The following is a 16197-nucleotide window of genomic DNA, read 5'->3' on the forward strand; positions in this document are numbered from 1 at the left end:
GCGGAAAACGGATCTGACCCCACGAGCTGACAGATCGCGGAGATCTGTCGAAGGCGGGGCGGGTCCGGTTGCGGGAGTGTCCGCGGCATGGATGCCGCGGCCAAGCCCCCATGGACGGGTTTACGGCGTCTCCCGCAACCGGACCCACCCCGCCATCCCACGCATAGCCCGCTGTCGCTGTTGCTGTTGCTTCGGCCGTTGCCCTGGCTCGTAGCGGGTGCAGGGCGCAGCCCTGCAGACAACACCCCTTCCCTGAGCATTCCGCGCAGTGGTTTGAGCGCCGTGCACACACCGGCCACGGCACTCTGGGCACAACGGAACCGCCCGTCATCCACCGAGAACCGCCATGACCCTGCGTCCCCTGCCGCTGCGCGGCGCCCTGCTGCTGGCCCTGTCGTCCCTGCCGCTGGTCGCGCTGGCCGAGGCCACTTCGCCCGCCCCCACCCAGCAGGTCCCTGGTGTCTATCACCAGCGCATCGGTGCGCTGCAGGTCACCGCCCTGTTCGACGGCGTGGTCGCGCTCGGCCGGCAGGAAGTGGTGGACGTGCCGCCGACGCTGGTCAGCCGCCTGCTGGAAGGCCGTTACGTGCCGGAAGACAAGAAGGGCCTGCAGACCGCGATCAATGCGTTCCTGATCCGCCAGGGCAACCACCTGACCCTGGTCGACACCGGCACCGCGCAGTGCTTCGGCCCCGGCCTGGGCCAGGTGCTGGGCAATCTGCGCGCCTCCGGCGTGGACCCGGCCGAGGTGGATGAGGTGCTGCTGACCCACGCCCATCCGGACCACCTGTGCGGCGTACTCGACGCGCAGGGCAAGCCGGCCTATCCCAATGCCACGGTGTGGCTGTCCAAGGCGGATGCCGATTACTGGCTCAACCCAGCCAGCGAGGCCACCGCGCCGAAGGGCGTGCGCTTCGCCTTCCCGCTGGCACGCAATGCGGTCGCGCCATACCAGGCCAGCGGCCACCTGCGCACCTTCAGCCCCGGCGACGCCCTGCCCGGCGGCGCGGTGGCGATGGACACCCATGGCCATACGCCCGGCCATGTCTCTTACCGGTTCGACAGCCAGGGCCAGTCACTGCTGGTATGGGGTGATGTGCTGCACTTCCATGCGGTGCAGTTCGCGCACCCGGAGGCGGCATTCGAGGCCGATTCGGACCGCACAGCGGCCATCGCCAGCCGTCGCGGGCTGCTGCAGCAGGCCACCGCCAACGGCTGGTGGGTAGCCGGTGCGCACCTGCCCTTCCCAGGCCTGGGCCATGTGCGTGGCGAGGGCAAGGCCTATGCGTGGGTGCCGGCGGAGTATTCGCCGTTGTGAGGGTGTGCCGACCAAGGTCGGCACCCACCGATCGGGTAGCGCCCGGCTGCCAGCCGGGCGACCGGAAATGCCTTACTCCAGCCCCAGCCAGCCGCCGATCACGCCGCGGGCTTCGTCCACGCCGGTACGGTCTTCGCCCGAGAACACCTGCACGCTGACGCTGTCGCCGTAGGCCGATTGCAGTTCCTTGCGCACCTTCTGCAGGGACTGCATCTGCTGGCTGCGGCTGAGCTTGTCGGCCTTGGTCAGCAGGGCGTGCGCCGGCAGGCCGCGCTGCACGGCGTAGGACAGCATCTGCCGGTCGTAGTCCTTCAGCGGATGGCGGATGTCCATCACCACCACCAGCCCCTTCAGGGCTTCGCGGGTGCGGAAATACTTGTCGATGAAGGCCTGCCAGTGCGCCTGCAGGTCCAGCGGCACCTTTGCATAGCCATAACCTGGCAGGTCGACCAGATGCGCTTCCGGGGTGACCTGGAAGAACACCAGCTGCTGGGTACGGCCAGGGGTCTTGGAGACACGGGCCAGGGCGTTCTGGCGGGTCAGCGCGTTGAGCGCACTGGACTTGCCGGCGTTGGAGCGGCCGGCGAAGGCCACTTCGGCCCCTTCGTCGGGCGGCAGCTGCCGCACGTTGTGGGCCGAAAGGTGGTAACGGGCGCGTTCGATGAGCAATGACATGTGCCTAGGATCGCATGTTGCGGCGCCGCGCGCCCGTGCCGGCGGCCTCTGCGGGCATTTTGCTGCACTGCTGCGTTGACCGTGCGCGGAAACGGCGTTGATAATCCGGGCGATGCCGGCGGCCACCGCCCGGCCCGGTCCATACGGAGCTTCAGCATGCGCCACGCTCGCGTTCTTGCCGTATCCGCCCTTGCCACTGCTGTAGTCGTTGCCGCTGCTGCGTTCGCGCAGACCACGTTGACCCCGCTGCCCGACAACGGGCCGATCAACACCGCCTCGCTGGAGGTGGATTTCAGCAAGACCCACTGGGGCGATGCCAAGGCCGGCCAGACCAAGGCCTCGGCCTGCGCGGCCTGCCATGGCGCCGACGGCAATTCCACGGTGGAGATGTACCCGTCTATCGCCGGCCAGAGCGAACGCTACGTCGCCCAGCAGATGGCCCTGATCGCCAATGGGCAGCGCAGTTCCGGCGCGGCGGTGGCGATGGTGCCGTTCGTGCAGAACCTCACCCCGCAGGACATGCGCGATATCGGCGCGTTCTTCGCCACGCAGAAGGCCACCGCCGGCATCGCCGATGACACGGCAGTCGCTGACGGCCCTTACAAGGGCATGAAGTTCTACGAGATCGGCCAGCAGCTGTACCGTGGCGGCGACGCCAAGCGCGGCCTGCCGGCCTGCATGGCGTGCCACGGCCCCAGCGGTGCCGGTAATCCGGGTCCGGCCTATCCGCACATCGGTGGTCAGCACGCCAGCTATGTCGCGCGCCGCCTGCAGGAATACCAGGCCGGCCAGACCAACGAGACCGACAAGGCCCACTTCCAGATCATGGCGACCGTCGCGCAGAAGCTGAGCGAGCAGGAGGTGCAGGCGCTGTCGAGCTACCTGCAGGGCCTGCACAACAAGGCCGACGATGTGGCCACTGCCCCCCCGTCGGCGCAACCGGCTGCCGCCCCCTGACCACCACTGGTCGGCCCGGGCCGCCACCACGGCCCGCGCCTGCGGTATGTTTCCTTCACGCCGGCGACCGCGCCGGCGTTGCTTTTTTCAACGGAGATGCGTGTCGATGAGGTTGATTTCCCGCCTGCTGTTGTCCGTGCTGGTGCTGCTGCCGCTGGCAGCCTGCGCCGCTACCCCCGCCAATGCCCCGCTGGTCGAGGGCAAAGACTACGAGCGCATCGCCCAGCCGGGCCCGTTCCAGCCGCTGGCCGGCAAGATCGAGGTGGTCGAGGTCTTCGGCTACACCTGCCCGCATTGCGCCCACTTCGAACCGCAGCTGGAAGCCTGGGCGGCCAAGCTGCCGGCCGACGTGCGCTTCACCCCGGTCCCGGCTGCCTTCGGTGGCGCCTGGGATGCCTGGGCACTGGCCTACTACGCCGCCGACGAGGTCGGCGTGGCCAAGCGCAGCCACGCTGCCGTGTTCAAGGCCCTGCACGAGCAGGGATCGCTGCCGATGCAGAACGTCTCGGCCGATGAGCTCGCCACCTTCTACAAGGCGTATGGCGTGACCCCGGACCGTTACCTGCAGGCCCTGCGCGGCGACGCCGTACAGAAGAAGGTCGATGCCGCGCGCGCGTTCGCCCAGCGCACCAGGATCCCGGGGACCCCGGCGCTGATCATCAACGGCCAGTACCTGGTGCGTGGTAACAGCTTCGACGACCAGCTGCGCATCGCCTCGGCGCTGATCGCCCAGGCCCGCGCTGCCCGCGGCCGCTGAACCAACACCCACCACCGACACGGCGCTGTCGCCGCCGCATGTCATCATTTCCCTCTGGCCGGCGCCTGGCGCCGGCCCCACCATTCCAGATGCTGGAGACGTTTCCATGAAGATCCGTTACGCCCTCGCCCTCGCAGCGCTGCTGCCGATCCTGGCTGCCTGCAAGGCTGATGACGGCAGCACCAACACCACCGCGGCCCCGGCCGAACCGGCTGCAGCCCCGGCAGCCACCGCCGAACCGGCTGCTGCGCCGGCGGCGGGCAGCGAAGGCGCCGCGCCGGCTGCCGCTGAAGGCGAGAAAGCCCCGGCCGAAGCGGCTCCGGCCACCGCACCGGCCCCGACCACCGCCGCACTGACCGGCCCGGCCCCGGTGGAAGGTGCCGACTACCAGGTGATCCCGAACGGCCAGCCGTTCCAGCCGGCCACCGGCAAGATCGAAGTGACCGAGATCTTCGGCTACGTCTGCCCGGCCTGCGCCGCATTCCAGCCGCTGGTCGGCCCGTGGAAGGCCGGCCTGCCGAGCGACGTGAACTTCGTCTACGTGCCGGCCATGTTCGGCGGCACCTGGGATGACTACGCCCGTGCCTTCTACGCCGCGCAGACCCTGGGCGTGCAGGAGAAGACCCACGAAGCGCTGTACGCCGCCATCCACTCGCAGAAGACCCTGAAGGGCGAGCGCGGCCGTGATTCGGTGGAAGACATCGCCAAGTTCTACGGTGCCTACGGCGTGGATCCGAAGCAGTTCGCCGCCACCATGGGCAGCTTCGCGGTGAATGCCAAGACCAACTCGGCCAAGCAGTTCGCGCAGCGCAGCCAGATCAGCGGCACCCCGTCGATCATCGTCAACGGCAAGTACCTGGTGAAGGGCAAGAGCTTCCCAGATATGCTGCGCATCGCCGACCACCTGATCGCCCGCGAACGCGGTGCGGCCCAGGCTCACTGATCCAAGAGAAGCGTTTCCCGGCCGTGAATTCCCCCCGTACACGGACCCTGCGCTTGCTGACGGCCAACATCCAGGCCGGCTCAAGTACCCGCCGCTACAGCGACTATGTGACCCGCAGCTGGTCACATGCGCTGCCGGCGGGTCGCAAGCGCAGCAGCCTTGACGCGATCGCCACCTTGGCGCGCGACCATGACATCGTCGGCCTGCAGGAGGCCGACCCGGGAAGCCTGCGCTCGGGCTTCACCAACCAGACCCACTATTTGGCCCAGCGCGCCGGCTTCAATTACTGGAGCCACCAGCCGAACCGGCGCATGGGTGGGGTCGCCTCCAGCGCCAACGGCCTGTTGAGCAAACTGGAACCGGTTGAAGTGCAGGATCACGCCCTGCCCGGCCGCATCGGCGGGCGCGGCGTGCTGCTGGCCAAGTTCGGCGATGGTGCTGATGGCCTGGCGGTGGCGGTGGCCCATCTGTCGCTGGGCGCGGGCTCGCGGATGTCGCAGCTGGGCTTCATCGCCGAGCTGCTGTCCGACCACCCGAACGCGGTGTTGATGGGTGACTTCAACTGCCTGGCCGAACGCCCGGAAATGCAGGTGCTGTACCAGAAGACCCGGCTGCAGCCCCCGGGCCGCATCGTGCCAACCTTCCCCAGCTGGCGCCCCGACCGCGCCATCGACCACATCCTGGTCAGCAGTGGCCTGCAGACTCGTACCGTGGAAGCCGTACCAGCCGCGTTCTCCGATCACCTCGCCCTGGCGATGCAGATCGACGTCCCGGCCGACGCCCTGCGCTGACTCGCCGTTACGGTAGGTGCGGACCGTTGGTCCGCACGCTCTGCGCCGGGCGCCGCCCGGCGCCCCCTAAATCGGGGCATAAACGACTTAATCCCCTCCGTCCCCTTTTTTTCAGGCGGTGACGGGTACCTTCAACCGCCGCGCGGTCATCGTGCTGCCCACCGAGGCCAACACCGTGCAGCCGATCGCCAGCCACTGCAGCCCGTGCAGGTGCTCGTGCAGCAACAGCATCGCCCACAGCGCGGCCACCGCCGGCTCCATGCTGATCAGGATGCCGAAGGTCTCCTTCGGCAGGCGCTTGAGCGCCATCATCTCCAGCGACATCGGGATCGCGCTGGAGACCAGCGCCACCAGCAGGCCGGCCGCCAGGATCTTCGGATCGAGCAGCGCGGCACCGGCATGCACCACGCCCACCGGTACCACCACCAGCGAGGCCGCCAGCAGCCCCAGCGAGACCGAGTGCCCGGCATGCAGATGACCGGCACGCTTGCCGAACACGATGTACAGGCCCCAGCAGGCCGCAGCGCCCATCGCGTACAGCACACCGGCCGGGTCCAGCGCGGGGCCACCGCCGATCGGCAGGAGCAACAGCAGCCCCACCGCCGCGCAGCCTACCCAGAGGAAATCGATCGGGCGTCGTGATGACAGCATCGCCACCGTCAGCGGCCCGGTGAACTCGATGGCCACCGCGATGCCGAAGGGAATGGTGCGCAGGGCCATGTAGAACAGCAGGTTCATCAGCCCCAGAGTGAGCCCGTAGCGCAGGATGGTGATCGCATCCACGCGGCTGGTCTTCCAGCGCCATGGCCGCCAGAACAGCAGCAGCAACAGCGCTGAAAAGCCCACGCGCAGCGCGCTGGTGCCCTGCGCACCGATCAGCGGGAACAGGTGTTTTGCGTAGGAAGTGCCGATGGCCAGCGAGGTGACCGAGCCGAGCACCGCCAGCGCCGGCAACATCGGCGCAAGTCGTGAGGTCTGCATCCGCAAAGTCTATTGCGTCGGCGCCGAGCACTTGGCTCAATTGACAGCCTGTTCGTGCAACTTCTGCTCGCCATGGCCATCGCTCCCGTGCTCGACAGTTTCGACCGCGCCATCCTCGACCTCCTGCAGAGGGACAACACCCTGCCGCAGCGCGAAATCGCCGAGTCCGTGCACCTGTCCACCCCGGCCGTGCAACGGCGCATCAAGCGCCTGCAGGACAGTGGCGTGATCGCGGCCAACGTGGCGGTGGTCGCCGCAGCCAAGATCGGTCGGCCGCTGACCATCATCGTCGAGGTGCGCGTGGTCAGCGAGCAGCGCGACCGCGTGGCGCCGTTCAGGCGCCGCGTGCAGGACGACCCTGCGGTGCAGCAGTGCTACTCCATCACCGGCGATGGCGATTTCCTGCTGCTGCTTTCGGCGGCGTCGATGGAAGAGTACGAGGCCATCACCGAGCGGTTGTTCGGCGGCGATGACAACATCGAGCGCTTCCGCACCTCGGTGGCGCTGGGCACGTTGAAGCGGAGTTTCGAGGTCCCGCTGACACCGGTTCTGTAGCGTCGAGCCATGAATACACCGTCCTCCCACGCCCACCGCCTTCGCCGCTGGTTGCTGCGTGGCCTGTGGCTGGCCATTGCGCTCGTCGCGGCGATGACGCTGTGGAACAGCCCATGGGCGGTCGCACCGAAGATGCTGTGGGCGCTCTCGCGGATGCCGCCGGCCACGCAACTACCGGTGCCGGTGGACGGCGTGCGGCCACGCCAGATCGCCGATACCTTCGGCGCGCCACGTGGCCGTGACCGCTCCCACGCCGGCATCGACATCTTCGCCAAACGCGGCACCCCAGTGCGCAGCGCCACGGCCGGTGTCGTCGCGGATGTCAGCGAACGCGGGCTCGGCGGGCGTCAGGTCTGGGTGATCGGGCCTGGGCGCGAACGCTACTACTACGCGCATCTGGAGGACTGGGCCGACGGCCTGGCACGCGGCCAGGTGGTGCAACCCGGCGATCTGCTCGGCCATGTCGGCGACAGCGGCAACGCCAAGGGCACGCCGCCGCACCTGCACTGGGGCGTCTACGGCACCGACGGCGCGCGCGACCCGCTGCCATTGCTGCGCTGACTGCCACTGCGCACCCGCAGACCGATCTGTTCATGATTTGTAAATAGGAATAGTTCGTATTACCATTTCTTTCGTTTCCGGTGGTGCCAGGACGGCCTGCCCGTCCGTTTCCCACCCGTAGCGCCTCGCCTCTGGATGCCGGCCGGGCGCGCGTGCTCGTCCAGGACCCCCATGACCCGTTCCGTCTTCCGTACGCCGCAGCCACAACGGCTGTCCGTTGCCGTGCTCGCCGTTCTCTGCGCCGTGGCCCCGGCCGCCTTCGCCGAAACCGCCGCCGATCCGACCAACCTCGACAAGGTGGTGGTGAAGGGTGAACGCGCCGAAGGCTATTCGGTGCGCCGCACCTCGGCCGGTACCCGCTTCGACCTGGCCCCGCGCGAGATCCCGCAGTCGATCAGCATCATCAGCCACCAGCGCATCGAAGATCAGAACCTGGACGACATCATCGACGTGCTGGCCAACACCACCGGCGTGACCAGCACCCAGTCCGACAGCGAACGCACCGAGTTCTACGCGCGCGGTTTCTACATCGATGCCTACCAGTTCGATGGCCTGCCGACGCAGATGGTGCAGAACTGGAGCTACGGTGATTCCGGCCTGGACCTGGCGCTGTACGACCGCGTGGAAGTGGTGCGTGGTGCCACCGGCCTGCTCAGTGGTGCCGGCAATCCGTCCGCGTCGGTGAACCTGATCCGCAAGCATGCCGACAGCGCCGAACTGAACGGCAGCGTCTCGGTGAACGTCGGCAGCTGGGGTCGCACCCGCACCACCGTGGACGTGGGCAGTGCGCTGAACGCCAGCGGCACCGTGCGCGGCCGCGTGATCGGCAGCTACCTGGACACCGACGGCCAGATGGATCGCTACAACCAGCGCAAGACGCTGGGCTATGCGGTCATCGACGCCGACCTGACCCCGGACACCCAGCTGAGCGTGGGCTACGACTACCAGCAGAAGCGCGCCAACGGCGCGACCTGGGGCGGCTTCCCGATGCTGTACTCCGATGGCTCGCGCACCGGCTATGACGAATCGTTCAACGCCAGCCCGAACTGGACCTACTGGGACACCACCAGCAAGCGCGCGTTCGCCACCCTGCAGCACGCCTTCAGCAATGGCTGGAAGTTCAAGGTCGGTGCCACGCACGATGAGACCAAGGCCGACGACAAGCTGTTCTACCCGGCATACAACGACTGGACCACGGGCGCGTCGAACTTCGACAGAACCAACGGCACGGGCATCTCGCCTTCCGCGGGTTTCTACAACACCGAGCGCAAAGTCACCGGTGTTGATGGCTACGTTGACGGTCCGTTCCAGCTGTTCGGCCGCGAGCACCAGTTCATGGCCGGACTGAGCTACAACAAGCGCGACTATGCCAACTACGGCGACTACCAGGTCGGTGGCGCCGGCAAGACCTGGGACCCGTTCACCAGCTACCTGCACTGGACCGGCAACATCAGCGAGCCGAACTGGAACCCGCTGGCACTGGCCAGCCAGGGCACCATCACCCAGAAGGCCGGTTACGCCGCCGTACGCCTGTCACTGGCCGATCCGTTGAAGCTGATCATCGGCGCCCGCTACACCGACTGGAAGAGCGAAGGCGAGAACGACGACCGCGAACACAAGGTGACCACCCCGTACGCCGGCCTGGTGTATGACATCAACGACACCTACTCCGCGTACGCCAGCTACACCGAGATCTTCCAGCCGCAGACCGCCCGCGACCGCAACGACCGTTATCTCGACCCGGTCGACGGCAAGAGCTACGAGGTCGGCGTCAAGGGGGCTTGGTTCGACAACCGCCTGAATGCCTCGCTGGCGGTGTTCCGCATCGAGCAGGACAACGTCGCCCAGGTCACCAGCGAGCCGATCATCGGCCGCCCGGGTGAGTTCGCCTCGATCGCCGCACGCGGCACCGTCAGCCGTGGCTTCGAGTTCGAGGTGAACGGTGAACTGGCACCGGGCTGGAATGCCACCTTCGGCGCCTCGCGCTACGTGGCCAAGGACATCAACGACGCCGACATCAACACCAACCTGCCGCAGACCGCCCTGAAGCTTTTCACCAGCTACACCCCGCAGTCGCTGCAGGAACTGACCGTCGGTGGCGGTGCCAACTGGCAGAACCGCATCTACTACGCGGTGCCTGCCTACGGCCGCATCGAGCAGAGTGGCTATGCACTGGTCAGCGCCTTCGTGCGCTACCGCATCTCGCCGGAGTTCAGCGTGCAGGCCAACCTCAACAACCTGCTGGACAAGAAGTACCTGTCGCAGATCAACGGCTACGGTGCGTATGGCGATGGCCGCAACGGCTCGCTGACGTTCACCTGGTCGTTCTGATCCAACCGGCGTTGTAGCGTCGAGCCATGCTCGACTCGATCATCCAGGACAGTCGAGCATGGCTCGACGCTACAACGGCGCCGGGCTGAGCCCGGCGCCGCTCTCACATCAGAACCGCAGATCCGCGCGCAGGTACCAGTAGCGGCCACGCGGGATGTCGTAGGTCGAAGCGTCGTAGCCGTTCAACGAGCACGACAGGCAGATCGGCGGATCCTTGTCGAACACGTTGTTCAGGCCGGCCGTCAGCTGCAACCCCTTCATCCAGTCGATCTTGTAGCCCACCTGCATGTCGTGGAAGGTGGTGGCCGACAGCGTGTTGGTGCCCGCCGCCTGGTTGCTGCACACCGGGAAGGCCGCGGCATCGCCACAGTTCTCGGTCAGCTCGGAGATGTGCCGCACCGTCCAGTTGGCGCTCCAGCGGTCCATCGTCCAGCCGATGCTGGCATTGCTGGTCCACTCCGGAATCGAGCTGTCGGCCACTTCCACGCCCGGCTTCTGCGGCTGCTTCTGCCCGGCCGCGCCGGTGGCCTCGTAACGGCCGACGAAGGTGTTCTTCCACGCCAGCTTGAACTGGCCGATGGAGGTCTGCGGCAGGGTCCAGAACAGATCCACGTCCCAGCCGTCGGTCTTGATCGACCCCAGGTTGGTCAGGCGGTTGTTGAAGCTGCTGACCGCACCGGTGCTGGCACGGGTGATGCCATCGCAGTAGATCGGGTCCAGCGTATCCACGCACAGGTCCAGCTGGGTCTGCGCGTTGATCGCCTGGATCGCACCATCGATGGCATGGCGGTAGAAGGTCACCTCCACATCGAAGCGCTCCGACCACGACGCATTGTTGCCGAACCACGGGCTCCACACGAAGCCGGCGCTGAAGCTGCGCGAGCGTTCCGGCTCCAGCTCGCGGTTGCCGCCGGTGGTCACCGAGATCTGCGAGTTGGCCTGCTGGAAGCCGGCCGGCACGCCCAGCGCGGCACAGTTGGCGGCGCTGCCACGTGGCGGAGTGCCGCCCAGACCCACCGAGCACGGGTCGAACAGCTGCAGGTCGGCACGCGCCGCCGAGCCGTACAGTTCACCGATCGACGGTGCGCGGAAGCCCTCGGCGTAGGTGGTGCGCAGAACGAAGTCATCGGTCACCTGCCAGCGCAGGCCGTACTTGGGCGTGAACTCGCCACCGAAGGTGGAGTAGTCCGAATAGCGGCCGGCCAGGCTCAGGTCCAGCTTCTTGCCGAACGAGGAATCGGCGAAGATCGGCACGCTCAACTCCAGGTAGGCCTCGTTGACGTCGTAGGAACCGGAGGTCGGCTGCGACGGCACGCCGTTGTAGTGGCCGATCACCGTCAGCGGATCGGGCTGGTAGGAGCCCTTGTACTTGCGGTACTCGAAGCCGGTGGCGAAGGATACCGGACCGGCCGGCAGCGAGAACAGCTCGCTGGACAGGTTGGCGGTGAACAGGCTCAGTTCGTTCTGGCTGCGGTCGCGCACCACCGGCTGGATCCACTTCAGCATGTCCGGGGTGATCGAACCGACGCCGCCGAAGATGTTCAACGGCACGCAGCCCGGCGTGGCTGCACAGACGGACGGATCGCCCAGCGCCATGTTCACCTTGTAGATGTCATAGCTGCCGTAGTTGGTCTGTTCGGCCTTGTTCTTGCTGTACATGCCGTTGACGTCCCAGTACCAACTGCGGTCGGCGGCATGGAAATCACCGACCAGGCCGGTGGCGAAGTAAGTGGTGTCCACTTTCTGCTTGAACACGCGCGCACCGCCTTCCACCGGGCGACGACCGATCAGGCTCATGTTGTCGCCGGAAACCAGATCGAAGCCGAACGGGTTGTACGGATTCAGGCGCGAGACCACGATGTTGTCGGCCAGCGGATTGCCGGTGGCGCCATCGGGGCCGAAGAACAGCGGCTCCGGGCCGGCCTGGTTGGTCGACTCACGACGGTTGCCCAGTGCCTTGACGTACCACTGCACGTTGTCGGTGATGTCGAAGCGGAACTGACCGAACAGGCCTTTGCGCTCCGACGGCGTCAGCACCATGTTGTATTCGGCGAAGTTGAAGCGGTCGGCGGTGGTGAAGCAGTGGTAGTCATCCGTGCGGCTGCAGCCGGCGCTGCCGTCGTAACGCGGATTGCTCACGCCGGTATTGGGCACGATGTTCTGCACCGCACCGGTGTTCGGGTCGGTGAACATGAAACGGCCCTGCGGAATGCCACCGCTGCCGAACGCCAGGCCGGTGCCGGGAATCGGGAAGCGCGACTGCTCGCGGTCCTTGGCGAATACCGGATCCTGCTTGGTCCAGCTGGCGCCCAGGAACAGGCTGAAGCGGTCGCCACTCTTGCCCCAGGCCAGGTCCACGCCCTTCTGCGTGCCGTCGCCCTTGCTGTACTCGCCGTAGTTCAGCGTCACCTGCCCACCATCAAAGTCACGGCGGGTGATGATGTTGACCACGCCGGCAATGGCATCGGAGCCGTACAGCGACGACGCGCCATCTTCCAGCACCTCGATGCGCTCGACGATGGCCAGCGGAATGGTATTGAGATCGGTAGCCGAGCCGACGCCGGAGGCGGACGACTCATTGACCCAGCGGATGCCATCGACCAGCACCAGCACGCGCTTGGCCCCCAGGTGGCGCAGATCGACCTGCGCCGAGCCGGCACCCACGCCACTGCCATCGGGCGGGAAACCGAAGTTGCCGGACGAGTTGAACTTGGCGTTGAGCGCCGAACCGGAACCGGTGAGCTGCTGCAGCACTTCGCCGATCGAGGTCAGGCCGGTGCGTTCGATGTCACCGCGCGTCAATGTCTGGATCGGCACCTGGCCTTCGACTTCAGCGCGCTTGATGCGGGTACCGGTCACTTCCACCGCATCGAGGTTGGTGGTGGATTGCGCAGCGGCACCCAACGGTGCCAGGGCCGTCACGCACAGCGCAACGGCAACCGCCAACGGGCGGTGATGCAGGTGAATCATTCGCTCTCTCTCCAAAGGAATGTCGGGACTTGGACTGCCGCGCTCCCCCCTGCATGGCGGCAGCGTCTCCTTTGTAAACAAGTGGTAAAAACCAAGGCGTGATGATCGACACTATTTCACGCGGAATTGACGCAATTGCAGGCCGATTACGTCAGATAGCTGCAGGTTATGACCGGACGATACTGTTCGCAGCAGGCAGCCTTGATGCTGGCTGCGACAGCGCGCGCCGGGAGCTGCCGCATTCATGAAAAAGGTCTTTGCCGGACCGTTTCAGGAATAGTTTGAAATTCCTTCGTTTAGAAGGCCCCGCTAGTCGACCCCGTGCAGACTCGCACCTGCAGCCATTCGCGGGAGGATCGATCATGAAAGCAGCAACTGCCGTGCCGGGCGTCATGATGGTACTGACGCTGCTTCTTTCCTTGGCAGGCGAATCAAGGGCAGGCGGCGTGATCGAGTGCAACAACTGCCCCTCTCCCAGCGATGCGGCCTTGGCCTCGGGAGAGGGACTGACGGTTGTGGTGGATTTCGAGAGAGCCGAGTTGACTGCTTTCGACGTTGAACATGACCCTGAGAGCAGAAAGTGGCGAGCACATCCGACAGCGGTTCCAGCGCAGATTGAAATGGCTTTTCTGCGGATCCTGGATGCGACACTGTCAGCAGGGCAAGCGCCGCTCATGCAGCAATCACCGCATGAGCGGCAGTGAGACAACGCCCTACCGCACGAACGCAATGCGCTCCATACCGGTGGCCTCGGCAGCGGCCAGAATCCGCGCCATGCCTTCGTACTCGGCCGCCGGATCGGTGGCGATGCGCAGCTCCGGCAGGTTGCCGGCATGTTCGCCCACCTGTGCCTGCAGGCGCGCCTGCAGATCGCCGATGACCATCGGCTGGCCATTCCAGCTGAGCTGGTTGCCAGCGTCCAGGCTCAGCTCGATCGGCGGTGGCGGTTCGAGGCGATCGATCGTGCGATCGGTGGACTGTGGCAGCTGCACGGCAATCGGCCGGGCCACGATCGGCGCGGTCACGATGAAGATGATCAACAGCACCAGCATCACATCCACCAGTGGCGTGACATTGATGTCCGCCAGCGGGCCGCTTCTTCCTGCGCTACTGAACGCCATGTGCCGCTCCGTGCAGCCGGGCCGTTCGCCCAAGGCCGACAGTACGTCGCCTTCCGTCACCTGCGGCAGTGGCCTGTACGGGTTCATTCAGCTGTCGTTGCCAACGCCCGGCGTCCACACAATGCGAAACTGAATTCAGCCATCCCCCGCTATGCTGAGTGCCATGACCCGACGCTCCTCGACCGCCCTGTCCCTGCTGCCCTTGGCCACCACGCTGCTGATCGGCTGCGCCAATGCCCAGTCCCTCGACGCCCAGAACGCGCAGCTGAAGGCCGCGATCGCTGCCGCCGAACGCGGCCAGTTCGATCCCGGCCAGGCCGCCGCACTCAGCCGCCATCCGGCTTACAGCTGGCTGGAGTACGCCAACCTGCGCCGCAACATCGACACCGTCGATACCGCGCAGGCCCAGGCCTTCCTCAAGCGCTATGACGGCCAGGCCGTGGCCAACACGTTCCGCAGCGTGTGGTTGCCCTCGGTCGCACGCCGCCAGGACTGGCCCACCCTGCTCGCCAACTGGGTGCCCACCGACAACGCAGGCCTGCGCTGTGCGCAGCTGACCGCGCGCCAGGTGACGGGCAAGGTCGATCCGCAGTGGATCAGCGAGGCACAGGACCTGTGGCGCAAGAACGGCAAGTCGCTGCCAGACGGCTGTGACGCCGTTTTCGCCGTGCTGCAGGCACAGGGCGGACTGAGTGACGCATTGCGCTGGGAACGCATCGATGCCGCCGCCGACGCCCAGCAGCCGGCCGTGATGCGCAGCGCCGCACGTGGCCTGCCTGCCACCGACCTGGCGCTGGCCAACAATTACGCCGCCTTTGTCGACAAGCCCAATGCCAGCGCATTGAACTGGCCGCGCAACGAGCGCAGCCGGCGCATCGCCACCGACGGCCTGGCCAAGCTGGCCAAGGCCGACCCGGCCGCCACCGAACAGCAGTTGCCGCAGTACGCCCAGGCGCTCGGCCTGAGTGCCGAGCAGCAGGGCCAGGTGCTGTACCAGATCGCGCTGTGGACGGTGGCTTCCTACCTGCCCGATTCGGCACGCCGCCTCAACGCAGTGCCGGAATCGGCGTATGACGAACGCCTGCACGAATGGCGCGTGCGCGAGGCGATGTCGCGCGGTGACTGGCCGGCGGCACTGACCGCGATCCGCAAGATGGCCAGCAAGCAGCGCAGCGACCCGCGCTGGCGCTACTTCGAAGGCCGCATGCTGGAGAAGACCGGCCAGGCCCAGCAGGCGCAGCCGTTGTTCCGCGATGCGGCGCGCGCACCGACCTTCCACGGTTTCCTGGCTGCCGACAAGCTGCAGCAGGGCTATACCCTGTGCCCCTGGAAGCCGAACGACAGCGCGCAGGCACAGGCGGTGATCGCGCGCGACCCGGCCATCCAGCGCGCGATGGCGCTGTACCAGATCGACCGCACCGGCTGGGCTGTGGCCGAATGGAACAGCGCGCTGTCGCGCTTCGATGACACCCAGCGCCGCCTCGCGGTACGCGTCGCGCAGGACAACGGCTGGTTCGACCGCGCCGTGTTCGCGCTCGGCAAGCAGCCGCAGGAACAGCGCCTGTACGACCTGCGCTTCCCGCTGCACCACGACGCCACCATCCGCCGCGAATCGGCACGCAACGCGATCGATCCGGCCTGGGTGGCGGCGGAAATCCGCGCCGAGAGCACGTTCACCCCGCGTGCGCGCTCGCCTGCAAACGCCATGGGCCTGATGCAGGTGCTGCCGGCCACCGGTGCCGGTGTGGCCAAGTCGATCGGCCTGACCGGCTACGGCGGCGCCGACAGCCTCTACGACCCGGACACCAACATCGCCATCGGCACCGCCTACCTGCGCCAGCTGATGAACAAGTACGACGGCCTGCCGTACGTGACCATCGCCGCCTACAACGCCGGCCCGACCCCGACCGCGCGCTGGCAGAGCCAGCGCCCGGGCTTTGACCCGGACCTGTGGATCGAGACCATCAGCTACAAGGAAACCCGCGAGTACGTGGCGCGCGTGCTGGCCTTCAGCGTGATCTACGACTGGCGCCTCAATGGTGATGCGCTGCCGCTGAGCGACCGCCTGATGGGCCGCCTGGTGGACAAGCGCAAGAACTTCAGCTGCGCCGCCAACGCCGAGCAGGGCGGGGATTGATCGCACTGCGGTAGTGCCGGCCGCTGGCCGGCATTCCCCGGTATCCACGCCCAGGAGTGAAACGATGAGCCTGCTGGCCTGGATCAGGCTGGCCGCTGTA

14 protein-coding genes are annotated in these 16197 nt (G+C 66.8%); 10 read left to right on the forward strand and 4 right to left on the reverse strand.

Annotation, left to right across the window (positions count from 1 at the left end; genetic code table 11):
• Window positions 1-346: 346 nt before the first annotated feature.
• Entirely contained in the window at window positions 347-1318 is a 972-nt protein-coding gene (locus AC5P68_RS02320; RefSeq protein WP_049402420.1) for an MBL fold metallo-hydrolase, read from the forward strand.
• Between the two features lie 72 nt (window positions 1319-1390).
• Here the strand turns inward: AC5P68_RS02320 and yihA are convergent, their stop codons facing one another.
• Window positions 1391-1993, reverse strand: coding sequence for a ribosome biogenesis GTP-binding protein YihA/YsxC (yihA, locus tag AC5P68_RS02325; RefSeq protein ID WP_005411022.1), 603 nt, complete (start codon window positions 1991-1993; stop codon window positions 1391-1393).
• Window positions 1994-2149: 156 nt separating this feature from the next.
• Between yihA and AC5P68_RS02330 the strand changes: the two genes are divergently transcribed.
• The 4 genes from AC5P68_RS02330 to AC5P68_RS02345 all read left to right on the forward strand — a co-directional run bounded on the left by AC5P68_RS02330 (window position 2150) and on the right by AC5P68_RS02345 (window position 5441).
• A complete protein-coding gene (locus AC5P68_RS02330) occupies window positions 2150-2950 on the forward strand; it encodes a c-type cytochrome (protein ID WP_033835228.1) in 801 nt (266 codons plus the stop codon).
• Window positions 2951-3056: 106 nt separating this feature from the next.
• Complete coding sequence (locus AC5P68_RS02335) at window positions 3057-3707, forward strand: thiol:disulfide interchange protein DsbA/DsbL (RefSeq protein WP_005411024.1); 651 nt, start codon at window positions 3057-3059, stop codon at window positions 3705-3707.
• A 106-nt stretch (window positions 3708-3813) separates the two neighbouring features.
• The gene (locus AC5P68_RS02340; protein WP_111173434.1) at window positions 3814-4650 is read left to right on the forward strand and encodes a thiol:disulfide interchange protein DsbA/DsbL; all 837 of its coding nucleotides are present in this window, start codon (window positions 3814-3816) and stop codon (window positions 4648-4650) included.
• A gap of 53 nt (window positions 4651-4703) precedes the next feature.
• On the forward strand, window positions 4704-5441 hold the full coding sequence (locus AC5P68_RS02345; protein WP_176425407.1) for an endonuclease/exonuclease/phosphatase family protein: 738 nt from the start codon (window positions 4704-4706) through the stop codon (window positions 5439-5441).
• A 111-nt stretch (window positions 5442-5552) separates the two neighbouring features.
• On the opposite strand, the gene AC5P68_RS02350 is transcribed toward AC5P68_RS02345, so the two are convergent.
• Entirely contained in the window at window positions 5553-6422 is an 870-nt protein-coding gene (locus tag AC5P68_RS02350; protein WP_033835229.1) for an EamA family transporter, read from the reverse strand.
• A 72-nt stretch (window positions 6423-6494) separates the two neighbouring features.
• Between AC5P68_RS02350 and AC5P68_RS02355 the strand changes: the two genes are divergently transcribed.
• From AC5P68_RS02355 to fhuE, 3 genes are all read left to right on the forward strand, one after another.
• Window positions 6495-6977, forward strand: coding sequence for an Lrp/AsnC family transcriptional regulator (locus AC5P68_RS02355; protein WP_005411028.1), 483 nt, complete (start codon window positions 6495-6497; stop codon window positions 6975-6977).
• A gap of 9 nt (window positions 6978-6986) precedes the next feature.
• Window positions 6987-7538 carry a M23 family metallopeptidase gene (locus tag AC5P68_RS02360; RefSeq protein WP_033835231.1) on the forward strand — a complete coding sequence of 184 codons (552 nt, stop codon included), beginning with the start codon at window positions 6987-6989 and terminating at the stop codon, window positions 7536-7538.
• Between the two features lie 171 nt (window positions 7539-7709).
• Complete coding sequence (fhuE, locus tag AC5P68_RS02365; RefSeq protein ID WP_231522681.1) at window positions 7710-9869, forward strand: ferric-rhodotorulic acid/ferric-coprogen receptor FhuE; 2160 nt, start codon at window positions 7710-7712, stop codon at window positions 9867-9869.
• Window positions 9870-9977: 108 nt separating this feature from the next.
• Here fhuE and AC5P68_RS02370 read toward each other — a convergent pair whose 3' ends face one another.
• Window positions 9978-12839, reverse strand: a complete 2862-nt coding sequence (locus tag AC5P68_RS02370) for a TonB-dependent receptor plug domain-containing protein (RefSeq protein WP_049396480.1) — start codon at window positions 12837-12839, stop codon at window positions 9978-9980.
• Between the two features lie 362 nt (window positions 12840-13201).
• Between AC5P68_RS02370 and AC5P68_RS02375 the strand changes: the two genes are divergently transcribed.
• A complete protein-coding gene (locus AC5P68_RS02375; RefSeq protein ID WP_134948574.1) occupies window positions 13202-13543 on the forward strand; it encodes a hypothetical protein in 342 nt (113 codons plus the stop codon).
• Window positions 13544-13552: 9 nt separating this feature from the next.
• On the opposite strand, the gene AC5P68_RS02380 is transcribed toward AC5P68_RS02375, so the two are convergent.
• Window positions 13553-13960, reverse strand: coding sequence for an ExbD/TolR family protein (locus AC5P68_RS02380; RefSeq protein ID WP_043034017.1), 408 nt, complete (start codon window positions 13958-13960; stop codon window positions 13553-13555).
• Window positions 13961-14111: 151 nt separating this feature from the next.
• Here AC5P68_RS02380 and AC5P68_RS02385 point away from each other — a divergent pair, with 151 nt between their 5' ends.
• Window positions 14112-16097, forward strand: coding sequence for a transglycosylase SLT domain-containing protein (locus tag AC5P68_RS02385; protein ID WP_111172640.1), 1986 nt, complete (start codon window positions 14112-14114; stop codon window positions 16095-16097).
• The last annotated feature ends 100 nt before the right edge of the window (window positions 16098-16197 follow it).

The organism is Stenotrophomonas sp. YJH_SMC_58 (assembly GCF_059369635.1).

What these genes read in the sequence shown, in the direction of transcription:
- AC5P68_RS02320 (WP_049402420.1), top strand. Translation starts at nt 347, where the DNA reads ATGACCCTGCGTCCCCTGCCGCTGCGCGGCGCCCTGCTGCTGGCCCTG.
- yihA (WP_005411022.1), bottom strand. Translation starts at nt 1,993, where the DNA reads ATGTCATTGCTCATCGAACGCGCCCGTTACCACCTTTCGGCCCACAAC.
- AC5P68_RS02330 (WP_033835228.1), top strand. Translation starts at nt 2,150, where the DNA reads ATGCGCCACGCTCGCGTTCTTGCCGTATCCGCCCTTGCCACTGCTGTA.
- AC5P68_RS02335 (WP_005411024.1), top strand. Translation starts at nt 3,057, where the DNA reads ATGAGGTTGATTTCCCGCCTGCTGTTGTCCGTGCTGGTGCTGCTGCCG.
- AC5P68_RS02340 (WP_111173434.1), top strand. Translation starts at nt 3,814, where the DNA reads ATGAAGATCCGTTACGCCCTCGCCCTCGCAGCGCTGCTGCCGATCCTG.
- AC5P68_RS02350 (WP_033835229.1), bottom strand. Translation starts at nt 6,422, where the DNA reads ATGCAGACCTCACGACTTGCGCCGATGTTGCCGGCGCTGGCGGTGCTC.
- AC5P68_RS02355 (WP_005411028.1), top strand. Translation starts at nt 6,495, where the DNA reads ATGGCCATCGCTCCCGTGCTCGACAGTTTCGACCGCGCCATCCTCGAC.
- AC5P68_RS02360 (WP_033835231.1), top strand. Translation starts at nt 6,987, where the DNA reads ATGAATACACCGTCCTCCCACGCCCACCGCCTTCGCCGCTGGTTGCTG.
- fhuE (WP_231522681.1), top strand. Translation starts at nt 7,710, where the DNA reads ATGACCCGTTCCGTCTTCCGTACGCCGCAGCCACAACGGCTGTCCGTT.
- AC5P68_RS02370 (WP_049396480.1), bottom strand. Translation starts at nt 12,839, where the DNA reads ATGATTCACCTGCATCACCGCCCGTTGGCGGTTGCCGTTGCGCTGTGC.
- AC5P68_RS02375 (WP_134948574.1), top strand. Translation starts at nt 13,202, where the DNA reads ATGAAAGCAGCAACTGCCGTGCCGGGCGTCATGATGGTACTGACGCTG.
- AC5P68_RS02380 (WP_043034017.1), bottom strand. Translation starts at nt 13,960, where the DNA reads ATGGCGTTCAGTAGCGCAGGAAGAAGCGGCCCGCTGGCGGACATCAAT.
- AC5P68_RS02385 (WP_111172640.1), top strand. Translation starts at nt 14,112, where the DNA reads ATGCTGAGTGCCATGACCCGACGCTCCTCGACCGCCCTGTCCCTGCTG.